Raw genomic sequence first — 17,819 nt, 5'->3', positions numbered from 1 at the left:
GCGCACGTGGTGACGGGGCGCACCCGTACCGGTATGGTGCCCGGTTTGGGTGTGTGAAGGGAAGGTATCAATGGCTCAGAACGAGCAGAATTGGGATCGAGAGAACGCGGATGATCAGCTGAATGAGCAGGTCACGCCGTGGTCTCAGCGCGCCTTCGCTGATGATTCTGTAGAGGAACCTGCTACTGAATCTGCCGCCGAGTCTGTAGAGGAGTCTGCAGGCGAGCCTGTAGCTGAGGAGGGCTCGTTGGGCTTCTCCGAAGCTTCCGCAGAGGATCTTGATGATGACTTTTCGGATGACTTCGCAGGCGACCTTATGGGCGACTTCGACGATGATTCGAGCATCCTTCCCGGGTACACCCCTGTCTGGGCGCGCATCGCCCTCGAATACGGTGAACACTCCGCTGAGCTGGCGGGTGACCTCGTCTACTCCAGTGAGAGCGACGACCCCGCCGTTGACGACGTTGCCGCAACCATTCTGAACCTCATTCGTGAAGCCCGCAGCATGCACGATGAGGTGAAGGCGGAAGATCCCGATACGCAGCGCGCCTGGAACGACCGCACGAAGGTTGACCGCCTCGCCGCCGCCCTGGAGAGCGAAGAGTGGACCGTCGATAAGCTCACCGGCATGTGGGATGAGGCCCCCGCACCCGCCGGAACCGGCGAATCGGATAGCCCCGAGTACCTGCGCGCCCAGGATGAGGAGCGCACCGCCGAGAAGCAGCGCAATGAGCGCATCGAGCAGACCATGGAGCTGGAGGAGAAGATTCAGCGCCGCCGCATCATGGCTCGTTCCACCACCGATGAGGAGCTGATTGCCGCCCTTATTGAGGCGACCGCCGCCTCCCCGGAGCTGATTGCCTACGAGATGGGGGAGCATCAGGTGCAGCTCTACGTGCTGTGCGCCGTGGATGATGAGGGCTACATGAACGTGCTGGAGGTCGCTGACGGCCACCTGCACGTGGGTACCCCCGTTGAGGATTACGTGGCGCAGCTGGTGGATCAGCTGCCGGTTACTGGTGCCGCCCTTGAGGGTGAGGCGACCGTGTGGGAGGAGCTGCCCGGTGGGCAGGGTGAGCTGGAGTTCCTGGTGGACGGCGACGCCGCCATGCTCGTCGACCTGCCCATTGACATGATTACCGGACTTCTTTTGGCGTACCTTCCTGCCGGTACCCGCCAGGTTGTTGCCGCGCCGGCGGGGGAGTGGACCCTCATTTCTGCCGACCCGGTGGATCTGATGGCGCTGCTGGGCCTGCTGAACTGCAACGCCCTGATTGCTGAGGGCAACTCGAACCAGCAGCACCTGGTGGTCTATGAAGAGCCCGCCCGCGACCCCTACTCGGATGAGGAGTGGTACCTGGAGGCGTTCGGCGAACCCTACGAGAACATCGTGGAGGAGTTCACCTGGCAGCGTGTGCCTAAGCGCCTGAACCGGGCCCTCAGCCGTGAGGAAGTCGCACGTTTTGGCGGCATGTTGGAGGACCTGCTCTCGGAGCTTCCCGGTAGCGCCCCGGAGCTTTCGGGTTCGAAGATTTTCGGTTCCGATGAGGAAGAAATCGAGCAGGGCATCGCTAATGTCATGGCGATGTTTGGTGTGGAGGCTGACTCCATTACCGGCCGCCGCCTGAATGCGTACCTGCGCGATACGAGCAATACCCTGGCGTTGGAGTCGGTGCTGCAGCTGCTGGACGTTCCCACGGAGCTGGCGCTGGTTCCGACCACCGGTTTTGACGTGGCGTCGATTAGCACGGCTCGCGTCTTTGGCAACGAGGATGAGGAGCTCGCACAGCCCGCCGGTTCTGCTGAGACTGACTCTGCCGACGCAGCTGAAGCTGCTGATGAGGCGCAGACTTCTGAAGCTCTGGACGTTACCTTCCCGCTGGATGACTCCGCTGCCGAGGCTACTTTCTCCGAGAGCACCCCCGTAGAGGACGATTCCTTCGAAGATGACGAGGAGATTGAGCCCTACCCGGGTAACTTCCCCTCGCCCATGGAGCGTAGCTACCGACTGGTTGCGACCGGCCGCCGCGTGACCCTCTCCGAGTGGATGGACGCTCTCAACAACGCGCACATCCCCTACGAGTACACGCACATGGGTTCGCCGGAGGACTCTGCGCCGGATTCCTTCGTGGAGACCGAAGAGGGCTACCTGTCTCTTGACAGCGCCCTGCACGAGGCTGACTCTTCGCCTACCGAGGAGCAGGCATCGCACGAGGCAAAGGTAAGCCAGCAGGCTCCCGAGCCTTCTGTCGCGCTCGCACCTCAGAACGAAGCCGCCCCGAGCGTTGAGACCGTGCTCGATGCTTCCTCAAGCTCTGCAGATCAGAGTCCTGCACCCCAGGCTCCCGCACCGCAGACCACCTCCGCTCAGAGTCCCGCGCCTCGTTCGCGCCGCAAGCGCCTGACCCCGGAGCAGATTCGTGCGAAGACCCGCCGCGTGGGTCTTGTCCTGGGCGCGGATGTGACGGCTCAGAGCGCTATTGCCCTGACCTTGGCGAATGTGGCGCGCCGCCGCCGCGCGCAGGGTAAGGCGAGCCGTAAGTTCTCGGTGGCTGCCGCGCTCTTTGCGCTGAACGCTACGGTCGAGTCGGCTCTGATTCCGACGGTTCTGCGTTCTTTCGAGCAGACCCAGTTGAAGAAGCATGCCCGCCCGGTTGCGGATGCTGAGCTGGTGCATCCGGGGGATACCACCGGTGAGCAGCCCTCGACCAAGCGCACTCTCATTGATGACCTACGTGAGGGCAACTACCGCACGGTGGAGGATGCCGCCCCGTCCACGGAGCAGGCACCCTCTGGACTGCGTGAGCGTGCCCTGGGTATAGTGCGTAGCATCAGGCAGCGCGCTGCGAAGAAAACCGACCGCTAAAGGAAAGAAGCCATGAAGGATTCCTATCTGAGCGATGAAGAGCTGAAGGCTTTTATCGCCACCCTGCCTACGCGCCGTTTGGCGGCGGGCGCGCTGATTCGTAATGAGCGCGGCGAGATGCTGCTGGTGAAGCCGAACTATAAGGACGGCTGGATTCTTCCCGGCGGTACCGTGGAGGCGGGCGAGGCCCCCAAGCCCGGTTGCGAGCGTGAGATTGTGGAGGAGCTGGGCCTGGACCTGAAGCTGGGTCGCGTGCTGCTGATTTTCCACGGCCTGTCGCTGGGTGTGTGGGGTGATTCGACCTACTACATGTACGACGGCGGCGTGATTGCGGCGGATACGAAGATTACCCTGCAGGATGCCGAGCTGGTGACCTACGAGTGGGTGGCTCCGGAGAACCTGGAGGGTTATGTGCGCCCGTCGATGGTGGAGCGTCTGCGTGAGTGCTACCGCGCCCTGGAGACGGGGGAGACTCTGGAGATGAGCAACCTCGACTCCTAGCCACATCAATTCCTAGCAACCTCGACTAGAGCTCATCGGTGAGGGCGCCGGGGCAGCTATTTGAGCCGAGTAACAGCCGAGTGACCGGGCACAGCCGGGCACATCACGGGAACAGAACGCTGTTTAAAAGTGATGTTCGGTGCCTGCGGCAATTATTTTTCCGTGTCGCTAGCTTAAAATCTTGGGCTCTGATACCCTAGCTGAGTACCCGGCGACGCGCGACCCCTCTCTTCGCGCGCCGTTGTGTCCATAGAGGCGCCGTGAATGGCCCGCCCCACGGGTGCTGAACCGTGTGCCTCGCACCAAATTATGAAACAGGAGTAACCACTAAAGTGGCTGTTAAGATTCGTCTCAAGCGTATGGGTAAGATCCGCGATCCTCGTTACCGCGTTGTGGTCGCTGATTCGCGCGTCAAGCGCGACGGTAAGACCATCGAAGAGATTGGTATTTACCACCCGACCGAGCACCCCTCGCGTATCGAGATCAACTCTGAGCGTGCTCAGTACTGGCTCTCCGTCGGCGCACAGCCGACCGAGCAGGTTCTGGCTCTGCTGAAGCTCTCGGGCGACTGGGCTGCATTCAAGGGCGAGAAGGCAGAGTCCAAGGTTCTGCCCGTCGAGGCTAAGGCTGAGTTCGTTGTTCCCGAAAAGGGTTCCGTGATCCTGCCCGAGGCTATCACCCCCAAGGCTGAGAAGGCTGAAGAGGCTGCTGAGGAAGCAGCACCCGAGGCTGAGGCTGAGGAAGCAGCTGAGTAATTATGTTGGCTGACGCACTCGAACACCTGGTTCGAGGGATTGTCGATCGTCCGGAGGACGTGAAGGTGCGCCTGCGCACTCAGCGTCACCGTGAAACCCTTGAGGTTCGCGTGCATCCGGATGACCTGGGCCGAGTTATCGGCAGGTCTGGTCGTACCGCCAAGAGCATCCGTCTGGTGATGGAGGCTATTTCTGATGGCGAGCCGATGCGTATCGACATTATCGACACCGACAAAAAGCGACGCTAGCTCGTAAACGCTTGAAGCCCCCGCTCCCGGAGTTTTTCCGGAAGGCGGGGGCTTTCGCGTACCCCGGTCCCGGTAGCGGTCCCGGTTGTAGCGCGGGCGGCAGAATGCGCCCGTCCTAAGTGCCCGGTAGAATAGTGGGAGCCGTGCACGTGCACGGCGTAGGTTTTTAGCTTGTATCCAGCGGAGGAAAATTATGCAGGTTGTGGTGGCTCGTATCGGTAAGCCTCACGGTATTCGTGGTGAGGTGACGGTTCAGCTCTTTACTGATGCCCCGCAGGAGCGTTTTGCCCGCGGTGAGGTGCTCGGTATCGAGAATTTCAAGCCCGGCTCTGCTGCCGCTTCTGTGGCGCCTACCGGTGAGCTGACGGTTGCCGGTGCCCGCTGGAACAAGAAGATTCTGGTGGTCCGTTTTGATGAGGTGACTACCCGCAACCAGGCTGAGGAGTTGCGCGGCAGCCGCCTGGTTTACGAGGTTCCCGAGGACGAGGGCGATGAAGAGGGCTTCTACGAGCAGGAGCTGGTGAACCTGCCCGTGTACCTGCTGGCGGACGTTCCCGAGGGTGAGAGCCCCGTGGATAACCCGGCTGTGGGTAAGCCGCTGGGTAAGGTGACCGGTCTGCAGACCATGCCGGTTCAGGATTTGTTGCTGATTAAGCTGGCTCGTTCGCCGCGTCTTGCCTCCGGCGCGGGTGAAGAGATCATGATTCCTTTTGTTGAGGAGATTGTGCCCGAGGTGGTTCCCTCGACCGAGGATGAGCCCGGCTTTGTGCTGCTGACCCCTCCGGCGGGTTTGATTGACCTGGTCGAGGACGCTGAGCAGGATTCTGCGCAGGCGACCGAGCAGGCGGGGGAGTAGTCCGTGCGCTACGATGTGGTCACGATTTTCCCCGAGTATCTGGAGCCGCTGAAGCTGTCCCTGCTGGGTAAGGCACGCGAGAAGGGTCTGGTGGATCTGCACCTGCATGATTTGCGTGAGTACACGTTTGACCGTCACCGCACGGTGGATGACACTCCGTACGGCGGTGGCGCGGGCATGGTGATGAAGGCGGAGCCGTGGGGTTTGGCGCTGGATGAGGTGCTTGCCGCCTCCCCGCTAAACGCCGCTACCGAAGATGCGTCTGAGGGTGCCGAGTCTGAGGGCACTGGGCCCGCCGAACCCGCCGCTGATACCCGCCCGCTGCTGATTGTCCCGTCCCCGGCGGGTGCCGTTTTCGATCAGGCGATGGCGTACAAGCTGGCGGAGGAGAAGCATATTGTCTTCGCTCCGGCGCGCTACGAGGGCATTGATGAGCGTGTGCTGGACTGGGCGCAGGAGAGCTTCCGCGTGATGCCCGTATCCCTGGGCGATTACGTGCTCTACGGTGGCGAGGTTGCGGTCATGGCGATGATTGAGGCTATCACCCGCCTGATTCCGGGCGCGATGGGTAACCCCGCCTCCCTGGAGGAGGAGTCGCATACGGGCGGTCTGCTGGAGTATCCGGTGTACACGAAGCCCGCGGTGTGGCGTGAGCGTGAGGTGCCGGAGGTGCTGCTGTCGGGTAATCACGGTGCGATTGCGCGTTGGCGTCGTGACCGTCAGATTGAGCGCACCCTGGAGCGCCGCCCGGACCTGTTGGAGGCGTACCCGGTGGAGCAGTGGGATAAGAAGGATCGCCGCTTCTTGGCTGAGCGTGGGGTGCATTTTGCGAACCCGGCGAAGGCGGCTCAGAAGAAGGCGAAGAAGAACCCCGCACCGCAGGCTGATAGCGCGGCTCAGGCGGCACAGCCTGATACTGCACAGTCTAATACCGTGCAGCCTAATACCGTGCAGACCCAGCCGGAATCCTAAGCTTCGAACGGGTGCCTGTGGGTGCCTCATAATTCTCTGAATGGGGGTTAGCGTCATATAACTGTTAGTTGGCGCTAACCCCTATTTTTTGTGCCCGCGAACCGTTATTCTGAGGTTAACCTCGCTAAGAACATAGCTCATCTATAGCTGATGCGAGGTTGTAACCCGCTTTCATCGTTGAAAGCATGTACTCAACAGAAGGAGGACACATGTCCGTTGTTAAGGTTCACCGTTTGGCTGTCGTTGGCGACAACCGTGATGAGCTGGAGAAGCGCTTTGCCGCTGCTCGCCACATCGCTGACTCTTTCCCCGGCTTTGAGGGTTTTGAGCTGTGGCGCCCCCTGGATGAGGGCGGCGACTACTTTGTGGTGACCCGCTGGGTTGATGAGGCAAGCCACGATGCGTATGCGGCGGCTCGTCGTGAGCGTGACCCGAATACTGTTGTCTCTCACGCTGATGGCACCATGAGCTTCGAGAAGGTGGAGTTCGACGACTAACATCTGTGTTTGTCTGCGTCTGACCGGATTTATGGCTGAAGCCCATGTGAGATAAAGAATTTATCTCATATAGTGAGGGGTCGCACTGACTTTTCTGAATATTGCTTTAAGTGGGTATTAGCCCATGTGGAGGCGGTATAAGGAAGGGTCAGCGTGGCCCCTCCTTGATTTTTCGGGGCATAAAATCTGCAGGTATTTCGTGGTTATTGGATATGTGGGTTCGGCGCTATAAAACACCTGAATTATGGTCAATAAATGCCCTCTATATCCTTCAATCCGAAAGTGACACTTTAATGCAAAAAGGTTATTATTGTTCCCGAGAGCACACTTCGTCCGTGCCGGTAGTTCGGGCGAGGACAGCGATCCCCTCTCGGCTACATCGCATGAGACAGCCGAGTCACTCAAGGGAATATTCAGCGCACCCGTGTGAGTACCTCCTCTGCATAGGAAGGTCTGGCAGGGGAGCCGACTCAACTATCACGTATTCACACAAGTGGTGCATGGTACTGGACCCCGCAATATATGGGATGGGAGCTTGGTGGTTCGAGCGTTCATCGTGGTTGATGACCCTCCCAGTCGCGGATAGAAAAGTGCTTTGCTTAGCGGGTGAGCGATTCGGTGGTCCGGACCGAGGCTCACCCGCTCCGCTATTTAATGACGAAAATTCTGGCGGATTATTCCCACCTGGTGGTTTTAGCCTAGTGCTTTTCGGGTACCGGGCGCTCGCGGAACTCGATGGGTCGCTTCGCCTTGGGTAACGAGTACATGACGCGCAGGTACGCATCCTCGACCAGCTCTTCTAGCACCCGCTCGGTGACACCCTCACCGGCACCCACGGAAATCCAGTGCCTCTTATTCATGTGCCATGCCGGGATGATACTCGGGTAGATGCGCCGCAGCACCTCGGATTCTTCCGGGTCGGTTTTGAGGTTCACGATGGGGTAGCCGATACCCTCCGTGTACATGGCGAACATCTTGCCGCCGATGCGGTACACCGTGTGCTCGGGCCCGAACGGCTGGTCGGAGGTTGCCAGAGGCATGGCGAGCGCGAGGCGGTGCAGGGTCTGCTCCAGGTTCTCGGGTCGCAGAAGTTTGGGGGAGGGGTTTGTGCTCATAGCTTCGAGTCTAGTGCCCCGCACGGTACCCCGCCTAGCACGCAACCTAAAACTCTCGTACTGCCCGGCAAATCCACGCTAAAATAGGTAACTATGGCTGAATTTATTTATCAGATGATCAAGGCCCGCAAGACTGTGGGCGACAAGGTCATCCTTAACGACGTGACGATGTCGTTCTTCCCCGGCGCCAAGATCGGTATGGTTGGTCCGAACGGTGCGGGTAAGTCGACCATCCTGAAGATCATGGCTGGCCTCGACCAGCCCTCCAACGGTGAGGCGCGCCTGACCGCAGGCTACACCGTGGGCATCCTCCTGCAGGAGCCGCCGCTGAACGAAGAAAAGACCGTTCTGGGCAACGTTGAAGAAGGCGTGGGCGAAATCAAGTCCAAGCTGGACCGCTTCAACGAAATCTCCGCCCTCATGGCTGAGCCTGACGCTGACTTCGACGCCCTCATGGAAGAAATGGGTCAGCTGCAGGAAGCTATCGACGCCGCTAACGCATGGGACCTGGACTCCCAGCTGGAGCAGGCAATGGAAGCGCTGCGCTGCCCGCCCGCTGACATGCCCGTCACCCACCTCTCCGGTGGTGAGCGCCGCCGCGTGGCACTGTGCAAGCTGCTGCTGCAGAAGCCCGACCTGCTGCTGCTCGACGAGCCCACCAACCACCTGGACGCAGAGTCCGTGCTCTGGCTGGAGCAGCACCTGCAGTCCTACGAGGGTGCCGTCATCGCGATTACCCACGACCGTTACTTCCTCGACCACGTGGCAGAATGGATCGCCGAGGTTGACCGCGGTAACCTGTACCCCTACGAGGGTAACTACTCCACCTACCTGGAGAAGAAGCGCGCCCGCCTCGAAGTTCAGGGCAAGAAGGACGCTAAGCTCGCTAAGCGCCTGAGCGAGGAACTGGACTGGGTCCGCTCCAACGCTAAGGGCCGCCAGGCTAAGTCGAAGGCTCGTCTGGCACGCTACGAGGAGATGGCTGCGGAGGCTGAGAAGACCCGCAAGCTTGACTTCGAAGAGATTCAGATTCCTCCGGGACCCCGCCTGGGTAACGTCGTTATTGAGGCTGAGAACCTGCAGAAGGGCTTCGACGGCCGTTCCCTGATTAACGGTCTGTCCTTCTCCCTGCCCCGTAACGGCATTGTGGGTGTGATTGGTCCGAACGGTGTGGGTAAGTCCACCCTGTTCAAGACCATCGTTGGCCTGGAGCCCCTCGACGGCGGCGAGCTGAAGGTCGGCGAGACCGTGAAGATCTCGTACGTTGACCAGAACCGCGCGAACATCGACCCGGAGAAGAGCCTCTGGGAGGTCGTCTCTGACGGTCTGGACTACATCCAGGTCGGCAACGTTGAAATGCCTTCGCGTGCGTACGTTTCCGCGTTCGGCTTCAAGGGCCCGGACCAGCAGAAGAAGGCGGGTGTGCTCTCCGGTGGTGAGCGCAACCGCCTGAACCTGGCGCTGACCCTCAAGCAGGGTGGTAACCTGCTGCTGCTCGATGAGCCCACTAACGACCTGGACGTTGAGACCCTCGCATCCCTGGAAAATGCGCTGCTGGAATTCCCCGGCTGCGCCGTGGTCGTCTCTCACGACCGTTGGTTCCTGGACCGCGTGGCAACCCATATCCTGGCGTGGGAGGGCACCGACGAGAACCCGGATCAGTGGTACTGGTTCGAGGGTAACTTCGAGTCCTACGAGAAGAACAAGATTGAGCGCCTCGGCCCCGAGGCCGCCAAGCCGCACCGCGTGGTGCACCGCAAGCTGACCCGATAGGGTTTAGTTCGGTAGCGAGCCCCGCCTCCTGCGCTGTTGAAGCGTGGGGAGGCGGGGCTTTGCTGTGCCCGCTAGATGCCATATGCGCTGGATGCCGTACGCGCTGTGTGTACTGGATGCTGCGCGCGTTGGCTGCTGTATGTGCTGGCGAGGGGAGGGTCGCGTGTTCGCCGGTAGAAATAGTTCGCTCAGTGGCGACCGATATATCGTGGCGGACTTCATATTTACGGTTTATAATGGGTATGTGCGTAAGTACAACTGACACATGTGATTACGAAGAGAAGAGCATTATGCTTTCAAAATATAACTGGATGTCCTTGGTTACCGGTCTGTTGCTGATTGCAGCGGCAATCTACATGTTCGCCAATCCCGCTATTCCGCTGGTAGTTCTGGGTTATGTGTTCTCCATTTCGGTGTGGCTTGGTGGCGTGTTTGAACTGGTACGTTACTTCGGCACGCCAAAGCAGGCACGTACCGGCTGGGACCTGGTTGACGGCATCTTGACCGTGGTGGCTGGCCTGATTCTGCTGACTGCCTCGGTGGGTGCACAGGCAACCTTCATCCCGACCATTGTGGGTACGTGGATGATTATGTGGGCGCTGATTCGTCTGATGACTGCCCAGGGCATGAAATACCTGAGCTACGCCGCCGGACGCCACCTGCAGCTCTCTGCTATTGGTACCCTTATTCTGGGCTTGCTCGTGGTGCTGTTCCCGATAATCTACGGCGTGGCGGCAGTATGGATGGCAGCACTGGGTCTTCTGGTGACCGGTCTGGTATTCGTGGGTGACTTCTTTGTTTCCCGCCGCACCAAGAGCACCGTGCACATTTCCCCGGACGGTGTGATTGACGGCGAAGCTAAATAAGAGCTTCCAAACGGCTTCTAGACCGTACACTAGAACATAAGAAAGACCGTGTGAGACAACCACCTCACACGGTCTTTCTGTATGCTCTGCCAGGTTCGCCTGACGCCTTCCGGTAGTCCTAGCGGTGCTCTGCTTTATCGATATTCCGGCAGGCGGAACATCATTTCCTGCGCCACGGTCGCCACCAGCTCACCGGAACGATTGAAAATCGAACCCTGCGCGAGCATCCTGCCGCCCTGCGCGCTCGGGGAATCCAGCACGTACAGCAGCCACTCGTCGGCGCGCGCCGGGCGGTGGAACCACATCGCGTGATCCAGCGAGGCGCTCTTGAGGCCCGGTTCCAGCCAGAACTTGCCGTGACGACGCAGAGCAGGCTCCAGCGGCAGGTAATCCGAAGCGTAGGCGATAGCGGCGCGGTGCTCCGCCTCCGACGCCTCAGAACCATCAGCATGCACCAGGCGGTCAAAGGTCTTGAACCACACGCAGGCACGCGGCTGTGTCGAGGAGGCATCCGGCTGAGTGTACAGGGGCGCATCCACGTGGCGCATATCAATCGGACGTTCCCACGCTACCGCCTGTGCAATGGGGTGGGGGAGCTGGCCCAGATAATCGCTGACCTTCGGAAGGGACTCGGGGTCCGGAACCTCCGGCATGGTGACCGCGGTGTGCTCCGGGCCGCGGCTATCCGCCTGGAAAGACATAATTGCAGAGAACATGGGCGCCTCATCCTGGAACACCTGCACGCGGCGGGTCGAGAAGGAACGGCTATCGTTCAGGCGCTGAGTGGCGAAGAACAGTTCACGCTCAATATCGCCGGGACGCAGAAAATAGGCGTGAATCGAGTGGATGTCCTTGCCCTCCACCGTGCGGTCGGCGGCAATAATCGACTGGGCAAGAACCTGACCACCGAAAGTACGCGGCTGCTCGCGGGTGAGCGTCACGCCGGTAGACACTTCATCACTACCGAAGGAGGCGGGCGCCGCCTCCACGGGGGAGAGGTCCAGCATCCGCATGAGGTTTTGGGTCACAGTGGGCTTGGTCATGGTTTTATTCTCGCACGTTTTCAATGAGCCGGTTTCTGGCGTAGAGTGGGAGAGCATACTCTGAGACAACCACGACAGGTTGATTCGGAACATTGACTAGGAACAACGGCCCGGATTATCGATCTGGATGAACAATCCGGAACGTTCCCCTAACACACCATCGCATATATCACCCACCAACTTGCCACCGAGCAGGCCAACGCCGAAAAGGAGCAGAAATGACTACGCCGTCTGAAACCACCCCTGACAATACCCCCGTGCAGGAGAACGCTCCCGAACAGAACAGCGCACCGAACGCGGCAGCACCTATTGAGCTCAAGTACAACCCCCACGAAGGCGTGGAGGAGCCCTACCTGATTCTGCCCGGCGGTGCCCAGGGTGCCGCAGTCGTCAAGGATCTTGCCACCTACATTTCTCGTGCTCTGGCGGTCAACCCGGATGCGGCTATCCGCCTGACCGCGCGCGGCCGCGTGGTGGCGGTGTTCGCCTGCTCCCTGGAGCCGGAGGACGCCTCCTCGGACACCCCGGTCATTATGGGTCTGCGCGCCCTGCACCTGCTGGCTGACTCGACCCTGGACATGACCGTACAGGCGCAGGCGCTACTGGACCGACTGGCGCGTCTGCAGAAGCAGGCAGAAGAACAGGGTAACGAAGAGAACTCGCAGCTGGTGCTGTTCATGCCGCCGGTGACCGTCAACGCCAGCTGGGCTGGCAAGTCAGCCCCGCTCAGCGGCTGGTACGAGGTTGGTGCCGTCCCGGTTGAAGAATTCCACCGCGCCACCGCAGAAGGCCTGGAGGCGGTAGAACGCGCCCTGCCCGAGAACCCCGGTGCCGCGGTGCTTTCCACGGTGCGCTCGCGTATTTGGTCCTCCGATATGGTGCTGGAATACCTACCTGAGTTCGATACCGTGCTTGTACCGACCGGCGCGGCATTCGCCCTGCGCGTGTTCGGTTTCATCCCGGAAGGCTTCACGGGCGATCTGCCGCTCTTCGCTGCGCATGTAGGTTCGGAGGAGTGGCTGCGCATTGTGGCGCCCGCCGGTATGGTGCTGGTGCGCCGCGGTTCCGGTTCGCTACTCTAACTTTCCTCGAGACATTTCTAGACTTTTTACGTTGGTGGTGTGGGCTCTTTGCCTGCGCCACCAGCGGTTTTTCTATGCCGTATGACATCAACGGGGTAGTTGTAATAATGACATTCGATAGGGCATTACTTTACGAAAATAGGGTATTCTAGAGAGACTACGCCCTTTCACCGGGGCGTCTTTGACACACCGATTACCAGCCACACCGCACGGGAACTCTTCCGCCGCGCCCTCACCAGGCGCATTCTTCCCGTACGGATCGAAAGTGAGACCTATATGGATCTGATTGCAGTCGACATTGACGGTACCCTTGCCAGCAACCGAGATCAGATGGACAAGTACCTGACCGGTTTCTTCGCAAGCAACCGCCGATTCTTCAAGGCCATCCGCAACGCCACGGTCAATGTTGAAATTGCCGACCGTGTTCGCGAAATCGCGGCAGACACCGGCGCAGAGGTCGTAGTAATTACCGGCCGCGATGGCACCTACATGAAGGAATTGAACCAGTTCATCGCCCGCGCAGGTCTGGAACCCAAGCACGTGTTCGCTAAGCCCGGCAACGACGGCTCCAACAGCCCCGCATGGAAGGACTCCGTCATTGAGTCCCTGATTGCTGACGGCAACCGCATTATCCACGCTTTTGAAGACACCGACCACGAGGTGTACCTGCGCCGCGGCATTCCCGTCACCTGGGTCGCCCCGATTCGCGACTACATTGGCGAATGGCACTACGAGTCGATCGACATTGACCCGGTCGCCTGGGCTGCCGAGCAGCGTGAGAAGGAAGCCGCTCGTGAGCGTCAGAAGCGTCGCCTTGCGGAGGGCGTGCTCGCACACCAGAAGGCCGAGGCGAAGGAACGCCAGGCAAACGTCGCGGCATAAAACCCGCACACCAACTTGAGAGCTGCGGTGGGTAACCCACTCAAACGAATGAGGCGCCGGAAGGATTCAATCCTCCCGGCGCCTCATTCTAATGCTATATGCGTTGATCGAAGCTGATGTACTCGGCTGATTACACAGTTAGTTTACGCGGTGCCGAGCAGTTCACGCAGACGAGTCGCAAAGGGGCCCGCCAGCTTATGGTGCGCCTTCTCCTTCAGATGCACGCCATCAGCCATGTCACCCTCAGCCAGGTAGAGGCTCTGCCAGCCCGAGGTGTCCATGAACAGCACGCCGGTCTCGCGGGCACCCTGCCTTGCCACCTCGTTTGCCACGTGACGCTTATGCGCCACCTGCTTATCCGGTGCAGACGCCTCATCCATAGACACCACACCACCGAACACAATCTTCGACGACGGGTACATACGTCGCAGCTGCTCAATGACCTGAGTCTGGTGAGCGTTCACGTGCTCGCGCGCCTTCGTCTCATCCTCGTGAATGTAAATGTCATTGCCGGAGGCGTCCAGGTAAATCACGCCGGGGTTACCGCTCGGCAGAGCCCAACGGCCACCCATCACACCCTGATAGTAGGAGGGGCACACACCCTCGCGGGCGGTCACAAAACCGATGCCGCCGCAACGGAACAGGTACGGGACGAAACCTGCCTGCTTCAGACCCAAACCAACCCAGGAGGTTGCGGTCACCTGCGAGTCACCAATCACTAGGGCGTCCTTAGGGCCAAGAACATTGGTGTTACGCGGCAGACCGTTCGCCTTATCCCAGTAGAGTTCAGCCTTCTCAAACTTGGTGTACAGAACGCCCTTCTTGGATCGCCAGCTCACCGGCAGACCCTCCCAACCGGCAAAGTCGCTGTACCCGCGCTGCTTCCACCAGTGCTCGTAGACGCCGGATTCCACCGCAACCGGACCGTACTTGGGGGTGTACATGACCACGCCACCCTTGAACTGCTGAACCAGCATGTCGGCGGCATCAGCGGAGGTGGAGAACGGCGCCTGAATCTCACCGGTTGCCTGTGCGCCCTCCTTGCCGAAGGCGTTCTGCGCGGTGCGTTCCATCTTCTGAGCCGGGGTGGTCGGTTCCGGAGTCGGCTCGGGGGAGGGGGACTCGCTGGGGCTTTCCTGGGCCGACTGGGTAGGCTCGGCGCCCGTAGCAGCGGTAGCGGCGGTGCTACCGGGTGCGGTGAAGCCTCCTGCGGAGTACACGCCAAAGGAACCGGCGGCAACCACAGCAAGGATTGTGCCGGTCAGAGAAACTTTCGCGATAGGAGACTTGATAGAAGGCATGCACAACAGTATACGATAGGCGCAACCCCAAGTAGAGAGCTTTTGAGGGATATTCAAATGAAAATACCAAAAAATATGCACCGCAGTGACAAGAATTAGACTCGGTGCGCAAACCGGTGCACAACTCAAAATAGAACCGGCATAAACCCCATATAGAAACGTCCCCTCCCACCCCGAATCTCGGGGTAGAAGGGGACGAATAAAAACTTATGAGAGCAGGTGGCGAACCTGCCTCAGCTCACAAGCATTGTTAGATGTCAGCCGCCTGAACCTTCAGCGCACGAGCCACGCCGTCGCGTGCCTCCGCAATCTGACGGTACAGAGCCGCAGCATCCTCAGGCAGAGAAGCCAGGTACGCCTCGGTACGCTCCAGCAGCTCAGCGGTCGGCTCGCTCGGGTACATGCCACCAATAATCTGCATGGAAATCTCGTGCGAACGCGAACGCCAAATACCCTCAATCTGCTCGAAGTACGGCTCATTGTACTGGGCAATCAGCTCGGGCTTGCCGGACTTGAAACCGGAAATAGCGTAACGCTGAATCATGTTCGACAGCTCGCCGGTCACCATGATCTTGTTCCAGTACTCAGCCTTAGCCTCAGCAGTCGGAATCGACGCGTATGCCTGAGCGGCGTACTGCTGACCGTTTGCGGTGTTGTCGTTCTCCAGCTCCGCAGCAATCTGCTCGGCGGAGAAACGGCCACCGGTAGCCAGGCGGCACACCAGGTTCCAACGCAGGTCAGCGTCAATATCCAGGCTCTCAAGGGTCAGCTCACCCTCGAAGAGACGCTGCACGTTGTCGTACTGCTCCTCGGTGCGGGTCTGGTTGATGAACGCCTGCAGCAGCTGCAGCTGAGCATCCGAGTCGGGCTCTGCAACGCATGCCAGCTCCCACAGACGGTCAGCGGCACGGTGGCGGGTCTCCTCGCGAGCTTCAGGAGCTACGAAGGAGTGCAGAGTAGCGGACAGGTTGTTGATCTGGGTGCGCAGAGCGGTGGAGTTGGTCTCCTTACCGATGTTGTTCAGCACCAGGTCAACGTACTTACGTGCCGGCATCTGAGCGTCACGCACAGTATCCCAGAGCGAACCCCAGACCACGCCGCGAGCCACGGACGAATCAATGTCGCCCAGGTGCTTGATAGCGGTCTCGATGGAACGCTCATCCAGGCGAATCTTAGCGTACGCCAGGTCCTCATCGTTCAGCAGCAGCAGGTCGGGGCGCTTCTTGCCGATAGCCTCCTCAACCACGGTCAGCTCGCCGTCAATGTCCAGCTCGATGCGGTCGGTGCGGGTCAGCTTGCCGTCCACCAGGTTGTAGAAACCAATTACCGCACGGTGCGGGCGCAGGGTCTCGAAGCCCTCAGCGTAGGACTGGCGAATACCCAGCGAAGAGATGTTGCCAGCCTCGTCGTTCTCAATCTCAACGGCGAGAGTGTTCACGCCAGCGGTCTCAAGCCACTTAGCGCTCCACGCACGCACGTCACGGCCGGAGGTGCGCTCCAGCTCAACCAGCAGGTCGTCCAGAACGGTGTTGCCCCAGCTGTGCTTGTCGAAGTACACCTTCAGAGCGGCCATGAAGTTCTCCTGGCCAACCCACGCCACCATCTGACGCAGCACCGAAGCGCCCTTCGCATAGGTGATGCCGTCGAAGTTCACCTGAACGTCGGCAAGGTCACGGATCTCAGCCACAATCGGGTGGGTCGAAGACAGCTGATCCTGACGGTACGCCCAGGTCTTCTCCGATGCGGCGAAGGTAGCCCACGCCTCCTTCGCGTAGCGGGTGTTCTCCGCAGCAGCCAGGGTCGACATGAACTCAGCGAAGGACTCGTTCAGCCACAGGTCGTTCCACCACTTCATGGTGACCAGGTCACCGAACCACATGTGAGCCAGCTCGTGCAGAACGGTGATAGCGCGGCGCTCACGCAGAGCCTCCGCAACCTTGGAGCGGAAGACGTAAGTCTCCAGGTAGGTCACGCAGCCAGCGTTCTCCATCGCACCGGCGTTGAACTCGGGCACGAACAGCTGATCGTACTTCTCGAACGGGTACGGGGTCTTGAACTGCTCCTCGTAGAACTCGAAGCCCTGACGGGTCAGCTCAAACATGTCCTCAGCATCCACAAACGGCATGAGGGACTTACGAGCGTACACGCCCAGCGGAATCACTCGACCTTCAGAGTTAGTCAGCTCGCTGGTGACCTTCTCGTAGGGGCCAGCCACAATCGCGGTAATGTACGAAGACATGCGCGGGGTCGGCTTGAAGAACCAGGTCTTCGCACGGCCGCAACCGCACTCCTTCTCCTCAACCTTCACCTCGGGCTGGTTAGACACAACCACCCAGTGCGAGGGAACGCGCACAATAAACTCGAATTCAGCCTTCAGGTCGGGCTGCTCAAAGACGGGGAACACGCGGCGGGAGTCCGGCACTTCAAACTGGGAGTACAGGTACACTTCGCCGTCGGCGGGGTCCACGAAACGGTGCAGACCCTCACCGGTGTTGGTGTAGAACATCTCTGCGTCAATGACCAGGGTGTTCTCAGCAGCAAGGTTCGGCAGCTGGATGCGCTCGCCGTCCGCCAGGTCGGTGCTCAGCTCTTCGCCGTTGAGGTTAATGGACTTGACCGAGGAGGTGATGGCGTCAATGAAGGTGGAGGCACCTTCCTGAGCGTCGAAGCGAATTTCAACCTTCGAGGAGAAGACGTCTTTGTCCTTCGGAAGGTCGAGTTCAATACGGTACGAGTGCACGCGCTTAATAATGGATGCGCGTTCGATTGCCTCATTGCGGGTTAGGTTCAGGCCGGGCATACAGCTCCCTCTCCTTAGATGTGAATAGCGTGCCGTGTTGACACGCCCTGTCATGGTGCGCTGGTTCCCGAGGTGCGCGGCTCCTGCGACGCTGCATACGTAGCGCTGGAGGCCTTCAAGCTTGGGCGCGGCGAATCGGGACACCAAAAAGTGCCATATCCCACAGTCTACCGTATAGGTGGGGGTATAGAAGGCTTCGCATTACCCGAACCCGCGCGAATTCGATACAGTTAAGACAGAAAAAACCCAAACGGGGAAGCGT

Annotated in this window: 15 protein-coding genes; 11 read left to right on the top strand and 4 right to left on the bottom strand. The window is 59.9% G+C overall.

The features are described 5' to 3' along the window. The first annotated feature begins 70 nt into the window (after positions 1–70). The 7 genes from HMPREF2765_RS08695 (at position 71) to HMPREF2765_RS08665 (ending at position 6,695) form a co-directional block, all read left to right on the top strand. Positions 71–2,866, top strand: coding sequence for a hypothetical protein (locus tag HMPREF2765_RS08695; protein WP_070605391.1), 2,796 nt, complete (start codon positions 71–73; stop codon positions 2,864–2,866). Between the two features lie 12 nt (positions 2,867–2,878). Continuing rightward, complete coding sequence (locus HMPREF2765_RS08690) at positions 2,879–3,367, top strand: NUDIX domain-containing protein (protein ID WP_049345639.1); 489 nt, start codon at positions 2,879–2,881, stop codon at positions 3,365–3,367. A gap of 332 nt (positions 3,368–3,699) precedes the next feature. Continuing rightward, positions 3,700–4,122, top strand: a complete 423-nt coding sequence (gene rpsP / locus HMPREF2765_RS08685; RefSeq protein ID WP_049358453.1) for a 30S ribosomal protein S16 — start codon at positions 3,700–3,702, stop codon at positions 4,120–4,122. Between the two features lie 2 nt (positions 4,123–4,124). Further along, positions 4,125–4,370, top strand: a complete 246-nt coding sequence (locus HMPREF2765_RS08680) for an RNA-binding protein (protein ID WP_012903360.1) — start codon at positions 4,125–4,127, stop codon at positions 4,368–4,370. A gap of 193 nt (positions 4,371–4,563) precedes the next feature. Further along, the gene (rimM, locus tag HMPREF2765_RS08675; RefSeq protein WP_005505693.1) at positions 4,564–5,226 is read left to right on the top strand and encodes a ribosome maturation factor RimM; all 663 of its coding nucleotides are present in this window, start codon (positions 4,564–4,566) and stop codon (positions 5,224–5,226) included. Between the two features lie 3 nt (positions 5,227–5,229). After that, positions 5,230–6,198, top strand: a complete 969-nt coding sequence (gene trmD / locus HMPREF2765_RS08670; protein WP_049349076.1) for a tRNA (guanosine(37)-N1)-methyltransferase TrmD — start codon at positions 5,230–5,232, stop codon at positions 6,196–6,198. 209 nt (positions 6,199–6,407) lie between these two features. Next, positions 6,408–6,695, top strand: coding sequence for an antibiotic biosynthesis monooxygenase family protein (locus tag HMPREF2765_RS08665; RefSeq protein WP_070605388.1), 288 nt, complete (start codon positions 6,408–6,410; stop codon positions 6,693–6,695). 698 nt (positions 6,696–7,393) lie between these two features. Here the strand turns inward: HMPREF2765_RS08665 and HMPREF2765_RS08660 are convergent. Then, the gene (locus tag HMPREF2765_RS08660; RefSeq protein ID WP_070593405.1) at positions 7,394–7,810 is read right to left on the bottom strand and encodes an MmcQ/YjbR family DNA-binding protein; all 417 of its coding nucleotides are present in this window, start codon (positions 7,808–7,810) and stop codon (positions 7,394–7,396) included. 93 nt (positions 7,811–7,903) lie between these two features. On the opposite strand from HMPREF2765_RS08660, the gene ettA reads away from it, so the two are divergent. Both ettA and HMPREF2765_RS08650 read left to right on the top strand, forming a co-directional pair. Continuing rightward, the gene (gene ettA, locus HMPREF2765_RS08655; protein WP_049345637.1) at positions 7,904–9,583 is read left to right on the top strand and encodes an energy-dependent translational throttle protein EttA; all 1,680 of its coding nucleotides are present in this window, start codon (positions 7,904–7,906) and stop codon (positions 9,581–9,583) included. A 290-nt stretch (positions 9,584–9,873) separates the two neighbouring features. Next, complete coding sequence (locus HMPREF2765_RS08650) at positions 9,874–10,449, top strand: HdeD family acid-resistance protein (protein WP_141747357.1); 576 nt, start codon at positions 9,874–9,876, stop codon at positions 10,447–10,449. A 134-nt stretch (positions 10,450–10,583) separates the two neighbouring features. Here the strand turns inward: HMPREF2765_RS08650 and HMPREF2765_RS08645 are convergent, their stop codons facing one another. Next, positions 10,584–11,492: an acyl-CoA thioesterase gene (locus tag HMPREF2765_RS08645; protein WP_049342090.1), complete on the bottom strand. Its 909-nt coding sequence runs from the start codon at positions 11,490–11,492 to the stop codon at positions 10,584–10,586. A gap of 218 nt (positions 11,493–11,710) precedes the next feature. Here HMPREF2765_RS08645 and HMPREF2765_RS08640 point away from each other — a divergent pair, with 218 nt between their 5' ends. Together HMPREF2765_RS08640 and HMPREF2765_RS08635 are read left to right on the top strand one after the other, a co-directional pair. After that, positions 11,711–12,574 (top strand): DUF8185 domain-containing protein, encoded by an 864-nt coding sequence (locus tag HMPREF2765_RS08640; RefSeq protein WP_070605385.1) that lies wholly within the window; start codon positions 11,711–11,713, stop codon positions 12,572–12,574. Between the two features lie 276 nt (positions 12,575–12,850). Continuing rightward, positions 12,851–13,456: a phosphatase domain-containing protein gene (locus tag HMPREF2765_RS08635; RefSeq protein ID WP_005508133.1), complete on the top strand. Its 606-nt coding sequence runs from the start codon at positions 12,851–12,853 to the stop codon at positions 13,454–13,456. A 143-nt stretch (positions 13,457–13,599) separates the two neighbouring features. Here the strand turns inward: HMPREF2765_RS08635 and HMPREF2765_RS08630 are convergent, their stop codons facing one another. Together HMPREF2765_RS08630 and pepN are read right to left on the bottom strand one after the other, a co-directional pair. Then, positions 13,600–14,757, bottom strand: coding sequence for an SGNH/GDSL hydrolase family protein (locus tag HMPREF2765_RS08630; RefSeq protein ID WP_246824951.1), 1,158 nt, complete (start codon positions 14,755–14,757; stop codon positions 13,600–13,602). Between the two features lie 250 nt (positions 14,758–15,007). After that, on the bottom strand, positions 15,008–17,557 hold the full coding sequence (pepN, locus tag HMPREF2765_RS08625) for an aminopeptidase N (RefSeq protein ID WP_070605380.1): 2,550 nt from the start codon (positions 17,555–17,557) through the stop codon (positions 15,008–15,010). Positions 17,558–17,819 lie beyond the last annotated feature (262 nt).

This window comes from Rothia sp. HMSC062H08, assembly GCF_001810775.1.
Lineage (GTDB): Bacteria > Actinomycetota > Actinomycetes > Actinomycetales > Micrococcaceae > Rothia.
This window is presented reverse-complemented; position numbering and strand designations above follow the sequence as displayed.